We start from the raw sequence: 13,896 nt of genomic DNA, 5'->3' as shown, positions 1-13,896 counted from the left end.
TGTTCCTAAGAGGTTTGACGCTGTTTCAGCAGATTCAGCAGTCCGCCGGCCTGCACCATGTCAAGCAGGAAGCCGGGCACGGGCTCGCAGTGCAATTCGGCGGGCGTACCGCCGGGACGGCCGATGCGGCCGGCGGCCGGGTCGAACGTGATGCCTTCGCCCTCGGCAAGGGTGTCGGCCTGGCTGCACGTCAGGAGCAGCAGCCCCACGTTGAACGCGTTGCGGAAATACAGGCCGTTGAAGGACGGCGCGATCACGGCGGCCACGCCCAGGCGCACGAGCGCCGCGGCCGCCTGCTCGCGCGACGAGCCGATGCCGAAGTTGGGGCCGGCCACCAGCACGTCGCCGGGCTGGACCTGGCCGGCGAATTCGGGACGGACCCGCTGCAGGCAGTGGCGAGCGATCTCGTCGATGCCGAATTTCATGTAGGCGCCCGGCGCCAGCGCATCGGTGTCGATGTCCGCGCCCACGCGCCAGACGCGGTGCGTCGTGGTGTCTGCGTTCATGCCAGGAACTCCCGGGGATCGGCCACGCGGCCCGCCACGGCCGACGCCGCGACGGTGTAGGGCGACGCCAGGTAGACCTGCGCGGTCTCCGAGCCCATGCGCCCCTTGAAATTGCGCGCGGTGGTGGAAATGACGCTGGCGCCGTCCGGAATGGACCCGCCATAGCCCGCACAGGCGCCGCAAGACGTGGCCAGCACCTGGGCCCCGGCGTCGCGCAGCACCTGCATGACGCCTTCGCGGTCGGCCTGTTCCTGATCCACGCGGCTGGCCGGCGCCACCATCAGTTGCATGCCGTCCGCCAGCCGGCGGCCGCGCAGCACGCTGGCCGCGGCGCGCAGGTCGTCCAGCTTGGCGCCGGTGCAGGCGCCGATGTAGGCCACCTGCACCGGTACGTCGTTGTATTGGTCCACGCCGCGCGCGTTGGCCGGGCTGTGCGGCGCGGCGACCTGCGGGGCCAGCGCCGCGGCATCGAACTCGTGCCATTCGGCGTCGGCCTGCGGGTCGCTCTGCCAACGCGCCAGGTCCAGGTCCGCCGTCACGCCCGCCTCGCGCAGATAGGCCGCGGTGGTCTCGTCCGGGGCGATCAGGCCCACCTGCGAGCCCAGCTCGGCGCTCATGTTCGACAGCGTCATGCGCTCTTGCATGGACAGCGCGCGCACGGCCTCGCCGCAGAATTCCACCGCCTGGTAGCGCCCGCCGTTCATGCCGTAGCGGCCGATCATGTGCAGCATCATGTCCTTGGCGGTGACGCCGGCCGCCAGCTGGCCGCGCCAGTGCATCATCAGCGTCTTGGGCACCTTGACCCAGATCTGGCCGGTGACCGCCACGCCCAGCATTTCGGTGCTGCCGATGCCGAACATATACGCGCCAAACGCGCCGCCGGTCGGCGAATGCGAATCGCCACCCACACAGAACATGCCGGGGCGGATGTGGCCGTGCTGCGGCACCACCACGTGACAGATGCCGACCGAGTCATACACGTTGGGCAGTTGCTGCTCCGCGGCCCAATCGCGCGCGATGCGCACGATGCGGCGCGATTCGTCGTCCGATTCCGGCACGTAGTGGTCGATGACCAGCACGATGCGGGACGGGTCCCACAACGTGGCGCCCAGCTCTTGCAACATGGGCTGCAGGCGCCGGGGGCCGCTGGAATCGTGGAACATCGCCAGGTCGACCGCACAGGTCACGATTTCGCCTTCGGCCACCGTCTCCCGCCCGCAGGCGGCGGCGATCAGCTTCTGGGCCAGGGTTTGAGGCTGGGCCATGATTACATCCCCAGATAGGCGCGGCGCACGTCGTCGCTGGCCAAAAGGTCGGGACAGCTGCCGCTGTAGCGCACGGCGCCGTTTTCCAGCACATAGGCCCGCTGCCCGGTTTCGAGAGACTGGCCCACGTTCTGCTCGACCAGCAAGATCGCCAGTCCGTCGCCATGCAACCGCTTGATGAGGCCGAACAGTTCCTCGACCATCAGCGGCGACAGGCCAAGCGAGGGTTCGTCCAGGATCAGGAGGCGCGGCTCGGCCATGAGGCCGCGGCCGATGGCCAGCATCTGCTGCTCCCCGCCCGACATCGTGCCGGCCAGCTGATCCAGGCGTTCGCGCAGCCGCGGAAAAATGTCCAGCACCTTGTCCAGGTTCTGCGCGCGGCGCGCGCGCGCCCGGGTGAACGAGCCCAGTTCCAGGTTCTCGCGCACGCTCAGGTTCGGGAACACGCGGCGCCCCTCGGGCACCTGGATCAGGCCCGCCTGCACCACCTGACGGTAGTGGCGGCCAGTCAGGTCCTGGCCTTCGAAGCGCACCGTGCCGCCCCACGGCCGGCACAGGCCGCACACCGTGTTGTTCAGGGTGGATTTGCCCGCGCCGTTGCTGCCCAGCAGCACCACGATCTCGCCCGCGCCCACGTCCAGGTCCACGCCGCGCAGCACTTCCATGCGCCCGTAGCCCGCCCGCAAGCCTTTGACCTCCAGCAACGCGCTCATGCCGGCGCTCCCTGCGCGGCAAGCCGCGCCGCCGCGCCGTGGCCCAGATAGGCCTCCACGACCTTCGGGTCGCGCGTGACCTCGCCGGGCGTGCCCGAGGCGATCAGGCGGCCCTGCGCCAGCACCCACACATGCTCGGCCAGGCTCATCACCGCCCGCATCACGTGTTCGATCATCAGCACGGTGACGCCATCGTCCACCAGCTTTTTCACCACCGGAATCATCTCGTCGATCTCACTGGGGTTCAGGCCCGCCAGCACCTCGTCCAGCAGCAGGAGGCGCGGCCGTGTGGCCAGCGCGCGCGCCAGCTCCAGGCGCTTGCGTCCGGCCACCGTCAGATCCGCGGCGGGCTTATCCAGCGAGGCCTGCAGGTTGACGCGCGCGGCCACGGCCTCGGCCGCGGCAAGCGCCTCGTCGCGGTCCGCCAGGCGCAGATGCGCCCCCACGGCGATGTTCTGGCGCACGGTCTGCGCGCCGAATGGCTGCACGATCTGGAAAGTGCGGGTCAGACCGAGCCGCGCGGATTCGTGCGGCGCCTGCCCGGTGATGTCCTGGCCGGCGAAGTGCACCGAACCCGACCCGGGCTTCAGAAAACCCGACAGCAGGCCGAACAGCGTGGTCTTGCCCGCGCCGTTGGGGCCGACCAGCGCGGTCAGCGAGCCTTCCCGCACATCCAGGCTCACGTCCTGCACGGCCTTCAGGCCGCCGAACGTGATGGACAAATTGCGCGCTTGAAGCAGGATGTCAGACACGGGCGCGCTCCTTCATTCCAAACAGGCGGCCAAGCGACTGCCCGCCGCCGGTGATGCCGCGCGGCATGAACATCACGATCAGGATCAGCACCACGCCGTAGATCACCATGCTGATGCCCGGCAGCTCGCCGAAGAGGTTGCGGGTCAGGTCGGCCAGCGCATGCAGCGTCACCGCGCCCAGCAGCGGTCCCCACAGGGTCCCCATGCCGCCCACGATGGCGCCCACCAGCGCCTCCACCGATACGGCCGAGCCAAAGGCGATGCCGGGGTCGATGTACTGGAAGACCTGCACGTAGAAGGCGCCGGCCACGCTCATGAAGGCGGCCGACAGCGCAATGCCGCCCAGCTTGACGCGCAGCGGATTCACGCCGATGGCGCGCGCCGCGTCCTCGTTGTCGCGCACGGCCTGCAGGTAGGCGCCGAAGCGCGAATGGCGCAGCCACGCGGTCACCAGCAGGGCCAGCAGCACGAACGCAAGCAGCAGGTAGATGTAGCCGCGGCGCGAGCCGAACTGCATGTTGGCCACGCCTTCCTGCAGCGGCACCATCAGCCCGACGCCGCCGCCGGTAAACGAGGCCGACAGCGCCAGGATGCGAAAGACTTCAGCGAATGCCAGCGTCACCAGCGCAAAATACGAGCCCTTGAGCCCGTAGCGGAACGTCAGCCCGCCCACCGCCACGCCGACCAGCGCGCCTAGCGCAATCGCCATGGGCAGCACCAGCCACGGGTTCAGGCCCAGGTTCAACTGGCCCAGCGCCTGCGCGTACGCGCCCACGCCAAAAAAGAGCGCATGCCCGAACGACAGCTGGCCGCCGTATCCACCCAGGATGTTCCAGGCCTGCGACAGCAGCGCCGCGTAGAGCGACATCATCACGAACGTCAGCAGCACGCCCGACTGGGCCAGCGCGGCCACGGCCACGAGCACCACCCCGAATAGCGCGATAGCGAAAAGATCCCGTTTCATGCTCAGCCCCTCGCCCCGAACAGCCCCTGCGGGCGAAACAGCAGCACCGCGATGAAGATCGCGAAGATGCCCATCTGTCCCAGCGAGTCGCCCAGGAACAGGCCGCCGATGGACTCCACCACGCCAATGAGCAGTCCGCCCACCAGCGCCCCCACGAAACTGCCCATGCCGCCCAGCACCACGATGGTGAAGGCGACCAGCACGAAGCCGCTGCCCACCTGCGGATTGACGTAGTAGGCCGGCAGCAGAAAGCACGCCGCCGCGCCCAGGCAGGCCATGCCGATGCCGAACGACACCGCGTAGACCTTTTCCACGTCGATGCCCATCAGCTTGGCGCCCTGCTTTTCGCGGGCGACGGCGCGGATGGCGCGGCCCAGGTCGGTGCTGCGGATGATCCAGAACAGCACCGCCGCCACCGCCAGCGCGCCGCAGAAGGCGATGACCTTGGGCAGCGCGATCATGGCCGGGCCGATCTCGACCGTGGACAGCGTGTACGCGGTGTCGATGCTGCGCGTGTCGGACTTGAACCAGACCAGCGCCAGGTTCTCCAGCACGATCGCCAGGCCCAGCGTCACGAGCAGGATGTTCTCGTCCTTGCCGTGGCTGGCGCGGTTGATGACGACGCGCTGCAAGGCGTAGCCCAGCACGAACATGCCGGGCACGACCAGCGGCAAGGCGGCATAGGGGTCGATGCCCAGCCGGTCCTTGAGCAGGTAGACGGCGTACAGCGCCACCATGAGCGCCGCGCCGTGGGCAAAGTTGATGATGTGCAGCACCCCGTAGATCAGGGTCAGGCCCAGGGCGATGAGCGCGTACACCGCGCCCGTCGTCAGGCCGTTCAGCACCGAGGAAAAGAGGATGGCGGGATCGAGCATGGATCTTGTCAGGCCTTCAGCGGGAACACGGCATCGGCCTGGCGGTATTCGGCCGGAAAGATCACCTTGATGTCGCCGCCGATCACCTGCGTGAGCAGCGGCTGCGCCCCGGTGTTCTGGCCATTGACGAACTTGGTCGGGCCATAGGGCATCAGGTTGTCCTGGAAGGTGCTGGACGCCAGTGCCTCGATGATCGCGGCGCGGTCGGCGGACTTGGCACGCTCCAGCGCATCGGCCAGCAGCAGCATCGCGGTGTAGGTCATGAAGACCTCGTAACTGAAGTACGCGCCCTTCTCTTCCACCCGGGCCTTCAGCGGCGCGACGCGCGCATCCTTCGGGTTGAACCAGTGGTTGCAGTCGATGATGCCGTTGGCGATGTCCGGAAATTCCTTCAGGAACTTGTAGCTGGAGGCCGCGCCGCCCAGCACCGAGTAGATGGCCTTGGGCTGCACCTTCTGCTGCTTCATGGCGCGCAGCAGCAAGGCGTATTCGTTGTAGTAGTTGGCCGGGATCACGATGTCGGGATTCACCGACCGCATGCGCAGCACGATGTTGTTGAAGTCGCGCGTCGGGTTCGGGTGCTTGACGACTTCCTTGACCTCGAAGCCGTGCTCCGGCAGCGCCTTGGACAGGAGCGCGGCGGTGCCCGTGCCGAACAACGAGTCCTCGTGCACGATCATCACGGTCTTGGCCGGCTTGCCGGCGGAGTCGTTCAGCGCGGCCAGGTCCAGGATGGCGCGTTCGCTACAGGCACGGTAGCCCGGACCGAAACGGAAGGTGTTCTTCAAGCCACGCTCGACGATCTGGTCGGCCACGCCCACGTCCACGACGTGCGGCAGGTTGTACTTGGCGGCCGTCTGCGTCGTGGCCAGGCAGATCGCCGACGCATACGCGCCCACGATCGCCGATACCCCCGCCTCGTTCATCTTCTCGACTTCGGCCGAGCCCGCCTCGGGACGCGATTGCGCATCGCCCAGCACCGCCTGCAGCGGCGCGCCGCCCAGCGACTTGATGCCGCCCGCCTTGTTGATGTCCTCGATGGCCAACAGCGCGCCCAGGCGGCATTGCTGGCCCGAATACGCCAGCGCGCCCGTCACCGGGTGCAGCACCCCGACTTTGATGGGCGCGGCGCCCTGCGACCGGGCCACCCACGGGGCGGACACGAGTGCCGCCGCGGCGGCGGATTGATAGAGGAAAGTGCGGCGCGAATTCATGGGCGGATCTCCGAGGGGTTCAATGAAATTGGGCCGACAGCTCTTCGCTGACCCAGACCTTGGCGTCGATGCTGCCGACGCGCGATAGCTGCAACTGATATTGGTAGCGGTCGGGCCGGTACAGGCCCTGCAGCAATTGCACCGGCCGGTCGCCCACGTCGCGCACCAGGCGCGTGACGGCCAGCAACGCCGAACCGACCGCAACGTCCAGCAGGCGCGCGACCTGCGCATCGGCCAGGCGCGCGGAAATCGTCTGCGTGGCGCCGCCGAACTCCACCCCCGCGGCTTCCAGCAGCATCAGGAGGGGTTCGCGTTCCAGGTCTTCGCGCGTGAAATCGGCCACGGACTGCGGCACGTAAGTGGTGATATGCGAGAGCGGCCCGGCATCGGTGCTGCGCACGCGCAGGCTTTTGTGCACGGGGGTGCCGGGCGGGATATGCAAGGCGTCGGCCACGGACGGCGGCGCATAGACGAGCGTGCTGTCCAGCACCTGCACCGACGTGCGCAAGCCCATGTTGACGATGTTCTCCAGCAGGCCGGTCAGGTGCGCCTTCTGCTGCGAATCGGGCGCCGGCGCACTGTGCGCGGTGGTTGCGCCGCGCAGGGGCCAGGTGCCCAGGCCGGGGCGCCGCGACACCAGGCCGTCGGCGACCAGCATTTCCATTGCCTTGCGAATGGTGATGCGCGCGACGTCGAACTGGTCCGCCAGCGCATGCTCGCCGGGCACGCCGTCCTGGTCGAACCGCCCCTCCTGCAGTTGTTCGCGCAGGACGAGATAGATCTGGTGGTATTTCGGAAGTGGCAATGAGGTTCCCATGACGGGAACTCTAGGGGTGTCCTAATGTACGGTCAATGGAACAAAGGGTCCCGGCGGTTGTTCTATCGGGAAAACACCGACTCGATCCGATTCCGTCCCCGCTGCTTGGCGTAATACAGCGCGCGATCGCTGCGGCTGAGCGCCAGCCCCGCATCGTCGTCGTTATTGTGCAGCGCGGAAATCCCGATGCTGACCGTCAGCGGGATGGGGCACCCGCCCGTGGAATACGGCGTGTCGGCGATCCGCCGCTGCACGTTGCGGGCAAAGACGTGCGCGCGTTCGAAGTCGGTGTCTGGAAGGACGACGGCGAACTCCTCGCCCCCGATGCGGCCCACCAGGTCGATTTCGCGCAATTGGGCGCGCAGCATGTTCGCGAAATGCTGCAACACACCATCGCCGATGGCGTGGCCCCAGGTGTCGTTGATGTGCTTGAAGTGGTCCAGGTCGCACATCAGCACGGCCGCCCCCTGACCGCCCTGCCCCTTTATCCGCGTCAGCTCCGCAGCGATGCGCGACATGAAGTGGCGGCGGTTGGGCAAGGTGGTCAGCGCGTCGGTCGCGGCCAGTTCGCGCAATTCAAGTTCCGCCCGCTTGCGGTCGGTGATGTCGGTGACAAAGCCGTGCCAGACCACGCCATTGTCGGCGTCGCGGCGCGGGCTGGCATCGCCCTGCCGCCAGCGCACGCCCTGAAGCGGCAGGCAGACGCGAAATTCCAGATGCCAAGGCATCTGCGCCGCGGCCGCTGCCTGCAGCGACGCGCGGTAGGCAGGCAGGTCGTCGGGATGGATGCGCTGTTCGATGGCGGTGGTGCTCGCGCGCACGTCGTCGGCGGTCAGTTCGAACATGTCCCAGATGCCCGCGCTGACATACGAGAACCACGATCCGCCCTCCGGCACCGGCCGGCATTGGAACACCAGCCCGGGCACGGCGTCGGTCAGGTTCACGACCAGATCCGCGGTGCGCTTGAGCCTTTCGGACATGGCGCGCAGGGTGCTGATGTCGGTGGTCGTGCCCATCATGCGCAGCGCGCGGCCCGTTTCGTCGCGGCTGACCACCTTGCCGCGGCTGCAGATCCACTTATAGCTGCCGTCCTTGCAGCGGATGCGGTGCTCGACTTCGTAGCTGTAGGTCTTGCCATCGAAGTGCGCCTGCATGGCGGCCCGGACATAGTCCAGGTCGTCCGGGTGCAGGCGGGTGTAGGCGTCTTCGATGCGCGTCGTCAGCTCGGCTTCGCTATAACCGAGCAACGCTTTCCAGCCCGGCGAATAGGTGATCTCGCCGGTCACCACGTTGCGGTCCCACACGCCGGTGCCGCTGCCGGCAATGGCCAGCGACAGTTTGCGGGCTTCGTCGCGCCAGGTGTCTTCGTCGGCACGCTCGCAGGCCAGCGCGTGGCGCTTTTCAATGGCCGTGGCCGCCAGGCCCGTCAGATCCTGCAAGGTTTGCTGATCGTCGGGGGATAGATTGCGTGTCTGGCTGTGCAGCAGGCGCAGCGTGCCGAGCAGGCGTCCATCGGCGGCGCGCACCGGATGGTCGAGGGACCAGGGACATGGCGCGGGCCCCGGCGCGGCGCCGGCCACTGCCCGCCACGCGCCGTCGGCGTCGGTGCACGCGATGATGACCGTGTCCACGCCTATCGTGCGCCGGGCCAGCCGCGCCAACCTGTCCAGCGGACCGTCCGGTTCGCGTGGCGCGCCGGCCTCGTTAGGGCCAGGCGGAGGGATGGGGGACGCATCTCCGGAAGCGGGCATTTCGAAACCTGATCAATACGGAATTCACCGGTACAGCCGGCCAGCGCGTGGTGGCTGACATTCTGTCACGTTCCGCACCAAAATTGCATCATTTCGGCGGGTTGATCAGGCAGATCGCGTCCCCGTTTTCCGTACTGCGGCGTCGTCCCCCCGCCCTTGCGCCCACCCGCTCAGGCCGCTTTCGGCCGGGTGTCCACCGGCAGGCACAGCAAGGCGGTCAGCAGGGCCAGACCCACATGCGCCACGTAGATGGGCGAGAAATCCGCGTGGCTGGCGGCGCCATGCCCCAGCAGCACCACGGTGACCGCCACACCCAGCACGCCGCCGATCTGGCGCGTCGCCTGGTTGACCGCGCTGCCCACCGCGTAATGCTGCGCCGGCAGCCGGTTCACCGCCGCGCCGGACAGCGACGGCAGCACCATGCCCACCCCGATGCCGCTCAGCAGCAGTCCGGGCAACCATTCGCGCACATAGGCCGGTTCCGCGCCCGGCACCAACAGAAACCACAACCCGCTGGCCGCATACACCAGCGCGCCGCCCACGAGGAAGGGCCGGTGCCCCATCCGCGCCGCCAGCCGGCCGGTGATGATCGCCGTCGGCATCACCAGCAGCGGACCGGGCGTGACCGCCAGCCCCGCGCGCGGCAGGCTGTAGTGCCACACACCCGTCATGTAGAAAAAGAACGCAAAGAACATCATGGCAAAGGCAATGCCAAAGCTGAGCGTCGCCAGATTCACGTAGCGATACGTCCGGTGCTTGAAGAGCGCCAGATCGACAAGCGGGTGCGGCGTCACGCGCGCCCAGACCACGAACGCGATCAGCGCCATCACGCCCACGGCGGCCGCAACCGTCAATTCGCCGCGCTGCCACGTTGGCGACTCCGACTGCACGATGGCCAGGGCCACCGCGCCCACGCCCACCATCAGCAACGCCATGCCTACCCCATCCACGCGCCGCCGCGCGTCGGGCCTGACCGACTCCTTGAGCATCCCCGCGCCGAACCACAGCGACACCGCGCCCAACGGCAGGTTGATGTAGAACGCCCACGGCCAGCCGGCCACGTCCACCACAAAAGCGCCCAGGCTCGGCCCGACGGCCGCCGCCAGTCCGCCCACCGCGCCCCACAGGCTCACCGCCACGGACCGCTGCGACGCCGGAAAGGCCGCCAGCACGATCGACAGCGATGCCGGCGTCAAAAGCGCCGCGCCGACCGCCTGCAGCACGCGCGCGGCGATGAGCCACTGTTCCGTGGCGGCCAGCCCACAGGCCGCCGACGCCGCCAGAAACAGCAGCACCCCGCCCATGAACATGCGCTTGCGGCCATGCGTGTCGGCCAGTCCGCCCGAGGGGATCAGCATGGCGGCAAAGACCACCGTATAGGCGTTCAGGACCCAGGACATGTCCGCGGCCGAGGCCGTCGGGAATCCTTCGCGCAGCGCGCCGAAGGCGGCATACAGCATCGTGCTGTCCAGCGACACCAGGAAGACCGCGATACTGGCGATCCAGAAGACGGGCCAGGGCGAGGCTTGCGGCGCGGCGGGCTGCGACGGGGCGACGCCGGTTGCGGTCAGGCTGACCGCCGCAGCCTTGTCGCCGGCGGTATCCGCCGCGACGTAGGCCGGGTCGTTGGCGCCCAGGCCGGCCGCGGACCCGGCGGAAGTTGTGGGGATACGCATGGCTGTCCGGTCCCCGCTTACAGATAGACGGCCGGGCTGGCGGTCAGGCCCTGCTTGACCTGGCGCGTCAGCTCGTCGGCCAGCACTTCGCGCTCGCCTGCCTCCAGCGCGTCCAGCGCCTGGGCCACGATGGCCTGCGGCGACGACTTGGGCGCATCGATGTCTTTGGTCAGATCGGTGTCCACGAAGCCCATGTGCAGGCCCAGCACCTGCGTGTTCTGGGCCTGCAGCTCTTGGCGCAGCCCGTTCGTCAGCGCCCACGCGGCGGATTTGCTCATCGCGTACACGCCCAGCATCGGCCTGTTGAGCCAGCTGGCGATCGACAGGACATTCAGGATCGCGCCGCCGCCGTTGGCGGCCAGCACCGGCGCGAAGGCCTGCGACACCAGTAGCGGCCCGAAGAGATTGACGTCCAGATGGCGGCGCGCCGACTCCACGCTACCCGGCGCGAGAAAACCGCCGAAGTCCGCAATGCCAGCATTGTTGATGACCAGCGTCACGTCGCCCGCCAGTTCGGCGGCGGCGGCCACATCTTCGGCGCGCGTCACGTCCAGCTTGACAGGCACGACGCCCTCCAGCGTGATGGCCGACGGATCGCGCGCGGCAGCGTAGACCTTGCGGGCGCCCCGGGCCAGCGCCTCGCGGGCAAAAGTCAGACCAAGGCCGCGATTGGCGCCCGTGATGAAAACAACGGCGTTTTTCAGTTCCATGATGCGCATTCCTGAGGATGAATTGATGTGGATGTAGGGACTTCGGCAAATCAAAATATGATGATCATCATATTTAAGGGCGGCAAAACGGCCGCGCAGTGCGGCCGGGGAAAATCGAATCAGTGAGACGTTGCGGCAGCCTCGTGGTCGTACTGGTCCAGCACCGCTTGGCGGGCGGAGGCCAGCACCGCGCGTCCGCGCGGGTTGTCGCCCAACGCCCGCGCCAGTTGCAACGCGCCGACCAGCGTGCTGAGCACGGCCGCGGCCGCGTGTTCGCCCGCCTGGGCGGGCAGCACCTGCTGCACGGCTTCCATCAGCCGCTGCACCCGGCTGGCCGCCACCTCGCGCACATCGTCCGACTGGCGGGGAATTTCCGAGGCCAACGCCGCCACGGGGCAACCCCGCTCGCAGCCGGCCAGATGCGCGTCGCTGAGATAGGCTTCGACCCAGGCGCGCAACGGGCTGGCGCCTTCGGCGCGGCGGCGTGCCATGTTCTGGGACAGGCGCGCCGCGCCGTCCTGCCCGGCGCGCTCCATCGCCGCCGCCAGCAACGCGTCGCGCGAAGGGAAATGCGCGTAGAAGCCGCCGTGCGTCAGACCGGCTTCCTTCATGACGTCCGCGACGCCTACCCCGGAATACCCGGCGCGGCGGATCGCGCGCGCCGCCGCATCGACAATGCGTTCGTGGGATTGTTCCTTGCGGGAGGCAGACATGACCGGGACGCCCGAAATATGATGATCGTCATATTAAGCCCGCCCTGTTCCAAAGGGCAAGCCCCGGCCCCTATTTCAGCGCCACGCCTCGGGTTCGAGGGTGACTTCGCCCTTGGCCGCCGAAAAATACACCACGCCGTCCGAGATATTGGCGTTCAGCTGCATCGTGCGCTCGGCCAGTTGGCCCAGCGCCCGGCTCTGCTCGGCCGGCAGGTTGATCACCTTCAGGTTGCGCGTGCGTTCCAGCTTGTTGCGCACGCCGTCCCACCAGATCTTGCTGGCCGAACCGCCATAGCAGTACACGATCACCTCGTCGGCACGGCCACAGGCGCGCAGGATGCGGCGCTCTTCGGGCTGGCCCACTTCGATCCACAGCTTGATCTCGCCCGTCAGGTCCTTCACCCACAGGTCCGGCTCATCGGTATCGCTCAGCCCCTTCGTGAACGAGAGCTCCTCCTGCGCATGCAACGCAAACGCCGCCAGCCGCACCATCATCCGCTCGTCCGTTTCCGAGGGATGACGCGCCACGGTAAGCCCGTGACTGCCGTAATAATGGCGATCGGTATCGGCGACGTTCAGGTCGGCCTTGTAGATGGTGGCGCGCAGGGCCATGGCGTAGGTCCGTTCAAAAGCGAATTGCGGGAAGGCCGCCATGATAACCGCCCGCTGCGGGGCGCCACGCGCCTCGGCACTCGTGAATCGCCCATGCCGGCGGGCATTGCAGCCGCCCGAAGCCGCAGGCCAAGCGCCACAGGCCACGGCTTAGGGGTCAAGGCTCAGGGGTCAAGGCTCAAGGGTCAAGACTCAAGGGTCAAGCCCAACGGCTAGACCGGGCGTTACACTTGCCGGGCCTGCGCCGCGCCAACCCTGCCGGCAGCGCCACTCAACATTCCCGCGCCATGACAGCCACCGCCGCCCTCCTCGCCTTCACCCTGGCCGCCGCCATCCTGACCATCACCCCCGGCCTGGACAACGCCCTGGTGCTGCGCACCGCCGCCGTCGAAGGCAGCCGCCGCGCCCTCATGGCCGGCCTGGGCATCAGCGCAGGCTGCCTGCTATGGGGCGCGATCGCGGCCTTCGGACTCGGCTCGCTGCTGGCCGTGTCCACGCTTGCCTACGACACCCTACGCATCTGCGCCGCCATCTACCTGTTCTATCTGGGCATCAAGCTGCTCTGGAGCACCCGCGCCGTGCGCAAGAACTCGGGCCGGGCCGCCAAGCAGATCAGTGGTACGGGCACGGAGGCTGACATTGGCACTGGCACCCGCACCGGCACCAGCATCGGCACTGGCATCGGCGCCGGCACCGGCATCGGCACCGGCACCGGCAACGGTACGGTGCCCCCCGCCTCCAGAATCGCCGCCGCCACGCGCCCCGGCAGCACCGCCACCGCCTGGTTCGTCCGCGGCTGCCTCACCAACGCCCTGAACCCCAAGGTCGGCGTCTTCTACATCACCTTCCTGCCCCAGTTCATCCCCGCCGGCGCCGACGTCCTTCGCTTCAGCCTGCTGCTAGCCACGGTCCACGCGATCGTCGGCATGCTCTGGTTCGTCCTGCTGGTAGCCGCCACCCGCCCCCTGGCCCGCTGGCTTTCCCGGCCCGCAGTCACCCGCGGCCTGGACCGTGTGACCGGGGCGGTGTTTATTGCATTTGGATTGAGGTTGGCGCTGGAAAAGCGCTGATGAATGGCGGGTTGTTTGAACACCCGCGCTTGGATGGGTGTCAGACACCCGGGAAGGCCGGCCACACTATCACGCGCATCTCGTAAGGGTGTCAGACACCTGGCGGGGGAGCACCGCGTCACCAGCGCGCAGCGTCATCACCACGACGCAAGACACCCAAACGCCAAAGAAGGCCGCCCGCGCGGCCGATTTTGGCGGCCCCGCAAGATCTTCCGCCCCACCCCACCCGCGACAAAAACGCAAGAACCCAACTCGCCC

Annotated in this window: 14 protein-coding genes; 1 reads left to right on the top strand and 13 read right to left on the bottom strand. The window is 68.1% G+C overall.

Annotation, left to right across the window (positions count from 1 at the left end):
- Nucleotides 1-5: 5 nt before the first annotated feature.
- The 13 genes from KVT32_RS07230 to KVT32_RS07170 all read right to left on the bottom strand — a co-directional run bounded on the left by KVT32_RS07230 (nucleotide 6) and on the right by KVT32_RS07170 (nucleotide 12,568).
- Nucleotides 6-506 (bottom strand): 3-isopropylmalate dehydratase, encoded by a 501-nt coding sequence (locus KVT32_RS07230; protein ID WP_152384148.1) that lies wholly within the window; start codon nucleotides 504-506, stop codon nucleotides 6-8.
- A complete protein-coding gene (locus KVT32_RS07225) occupies nucleotides 503-1,771 on the bottom strand; it encodes a 3-isopropylmalate dehydratase large subunit (protein ID WP_062840876.1) in 1,269 nt (422 codons plus the stop codon). The genes KVT32_RS07230 and KVT32_RS07225 overlap by 4 nt, the downstream gene beginning before the upstream one ends.
- 2 nt (nucleotides 1,772-1,773) lie before the next feature.
- Nucleotides 1,774-2,484 carry an ABC transporter ATP-binding protein gene (locus KVT32_RS07220; protein WP_152384147.1) on the bottom strand — a complete coding sequence of 237 codons (711 nt, stop codon included), beginning with the start codon at nucleotides 2,482-2,484 and terminating at the stop codon, nucleotides 1,774-1,776.
- On the bottom strand, nucleotides 2,481-3,236 hold the full coding sequence (locus tag KVT32_RS07215) for an ABC transporter ATP-binding protein (protein ID WP_062840874.1): 756 nt from the start codon (nucleotides 3,234-3,236) through the stop codon (nucleotides 2,481-2,483). Before KVT32_RS07215 ends, KVT32_RS07220 begins: the two co-directional genes overlap by 4 nt.
- Nucleotides 3,229-4,200, bottom strand: coding sequence for a branched-chain amino acid ABC transporter permease (locus tag KVT32_RS07210; RefSeq protein WP_056316460.1), 972 nt, complete (start codon nucleotides 4,198-4,200; stop codon nucleotides 3,229-3,231). Before KVT32_RS07210 ends, KVT32_RS07215 begins: the two co-directional genes overlap by 8 nt.
- A gap of 2 nt (nucleotides 4,201-4,202) precedes the next feature.
- Nucleotides 4,203-5,075 carry a branched-chain amino acid ABC transporter permease gene (locus KVT32_RS07205; protein WP_056316458.1) on the bottom strand — a complete coding sequence of 291 codons (873 nt, stop codon included), beginning with the start codon at nucleotides 5,073-5,075 and terminating at the stop codon, nucleotides 4,203-4,205.
- Between the two features lie 8 nt (nucleotides 5,076-5,083).
- Nucleotides 5,084-6,289 carry an ABC transporter substrate-binding protein gene (locus KVT32_RS07200; protein ID WP_152384146.1) on the bottom strand — a complete coding sequence of 402 codons (1,206 nt, stop codon included), beginning with the start codon at nucleotides 6,287-6,289 and terminating at the stop codon, nucleotides 5,084-5,086.
- A 19-nt stretch (nucleotides 6,290-6,308) separates the two neighbouring features.
- A complete protein-coding gene (locus KVT32_RS07195; RefSeq protein ID WP_152384145.1) occupies nucleotides 6,309-7,106 on the bottom strand; it encodes a GntR family transcriptional regulator in 798 nt (265 codons plus the stop codon).
- Between the two features lie 62 nt (nucleotides 7,107-7,168).
- On the bottom strand, nucleotides 7,169-8,857 hold the full coding sequence (locus KVT32_RS07190; protein WP_217617902.1) for a sensor domain-containing diguanylate cyclase: 1,689 nt from the start codon (nucleotides 8,855-8,857) through the stop codon (nucleotides 7,169-7,171).
- A gap of 170 nt (nucleotides 8,858-9,027) precedes the next feature.
- A complete protein-coding gene (locus tag KVT32_RS07185) occupies nucleotides 9,028-10,533 on the bottom strand; it encodes a DHA2 family efflux MFS transporter permease subunit (RefSeq protein ID WP_254636784.1) in 1,506 nt (501 codons plus the stop codon).
- Nucleotides 10,534-10,550: 17 nt separating this feature from the next.
- Nucleotides 10,551-11,243, bottom strand: a complete 693-nt coding sequence (locus KVT32_RS07180; RefSeq protein WP_056318659.1) for an SDR family oxidoreductase — start codon at nucleotides 11,241-11,243, stop codon at nucleotides 10,551-10,553.
- Nucleotides 11,244-11,362: 119 nt separating this feature from the next.
- The gene (locus tag KVT32_RS07175; protein ID WP_056316442.1) at nucleotides 11,363-11,956 is read right to left on the bottom strand and encodes a TetR/AcrR family transcriptional regulator; all 594 of its coding nucleotides are present in this window, start codon (nucleotides 11,954-11,956) and stop codon (nucleotides 11,363-11,365) included.
- A 75-nt stretch (nucleotides 11,957-12,031) separates the two neighbouring features.
- On the bottom strand, nucleotides 12,032-12,568 hold the full coding sequence (locus KVT32_RS07170) for a YaeQ family protein (RefSeq protein ID WP_063952521.1): 537 nt from the start codon (nucleotides 12,566-12,568) through the stop codon (nucleotides 12,032-12,034).
- Between the two features lie 287 nt (nucleotides 12,569-12,855).
- Between KVT32_RS07170 and KVT32_RS07165 the strand changes: the two genes are divergently transcribed.
- Nucleotides 12,856-13,638, top strand: coding sequence for a LysE family translocator (locus KVT32_RS07165; RefSeq protein WP_217617901.1), 783 nt, complete (start codon nucleotides 12,856-12,858; stop codon nucleotides 13,636-13,638).
- Nucleotides 13,639-13,896 lie beyond the last annotated feature (258 nt).

Source organism: Achromobacter sp. GbtcB20, assembly GCF_019091095.1.
GTDB classification, from domain to species: domain Bacteria; phylum Pseudomonadota; class Gammaproteobacteria; order Burkholderiales; family Burkholderiaceae_B; genus Achromobacter; species Achromobacter mucicolens.
Note: the sequence above shows the minus strand (reverse complement) of the source record. Positions and strands in the feature narration are given on the sequence as shown.

Bases quoted from the DNA above. Each gene is read 5' to 3' on its own strand.
- KVT32_RS07180 (WP_056318659.1), bottom strand. From the start codon at position 11,243: ATGGAACTGAAAAACGCCGTTGTTTTCATCACGGGCGCCAATCGCGGC.
- KVT32_RS07165 (WP_217617901.1), top strand. From the start codon at position 12,856: ATGACAGCCACCGCCGCCCTCCTCGCCTTCACCCTGGCCGCCGCCATC.
- KVT32_RS07195 (WP_152384145.1), bottom strand. From the start codon at position 7,106: ATGGGAACCTCATTGCCACTTCCGAAATACCACCAGATCTATCTCGTC.
- KVT32_RS07220 (WP_152384147.1), bottom strand. From the start codon at position 2,484: ATGAGCGCGTTGCTGGAGGTCAAAGGCTTGCGGGCGGGCTACGGGCGC.
- KVT32_RS07170 (WP_063952521.1), bottom strand. From the start codon at position 12,568: ATGGCCCTGCGCGCCACCATCTACAAGGCCGACCTGAACGTCGCCGAT.
- KVT32_RS07200 (WP_152384146.1), bottom strand. From the start codon at position 6,289: ATGAATTCGCGCCGCACTTTCCTCTATCAATCCGCCGCCGCGGCGGCA.
- KVT32_RS07185 (WP_254636784.1), bottom strand. From the start codon at position 10,533: ATGCGTATCCCCACAACTTCCGCCGGGTCCGCGGCCGGCCTGGGCGCC.
- KVT32_RS07190 (WP_217617902.1), bottom strand. From the start codon at position 8,857: ATGCCCGCTTCCGGAGATGCGTCCCCCATCCCTCCGCCTGGCCCTAAC.
- KVT32_RS07205 (WP_056316458.1), bottom strand. From the start codon at position 5,075: ATGCTCGATCCCGCCATCCTCTTTTCCTCGGTGCTGAACGGCCTGACG.
- KVT32_RS07225 (WP_062840876.1), bottom strand. From the start codon at position 1,771: ATGGCCCAGCCTCAAACCCTGGCCCAGAAGCTGATCGCCGCCGCCTGC.
- KVT32_RS07230 (WP_152384148.1), bottom strand. From the start codon at position 506: ATGAACGCAGACACCACGACGCACCGCGTCTGGCGCGTGGGCGCGGAC.
- KVT32_RS07175 (WP_056316442.1), bottom strand. From the start codon at position 11,956: ATGTCTGCCTCCCGCAAGGAACAATCCCACGAACGCATTGTCGATGCG.
- KVT32_RS07210 (WP_056316460.1), bottom strand. From the start codon at position 4,200: ATGAAACGGGATCTTTTCGCTATCGCGCTATTCGGGGTGGTGCTCGTG.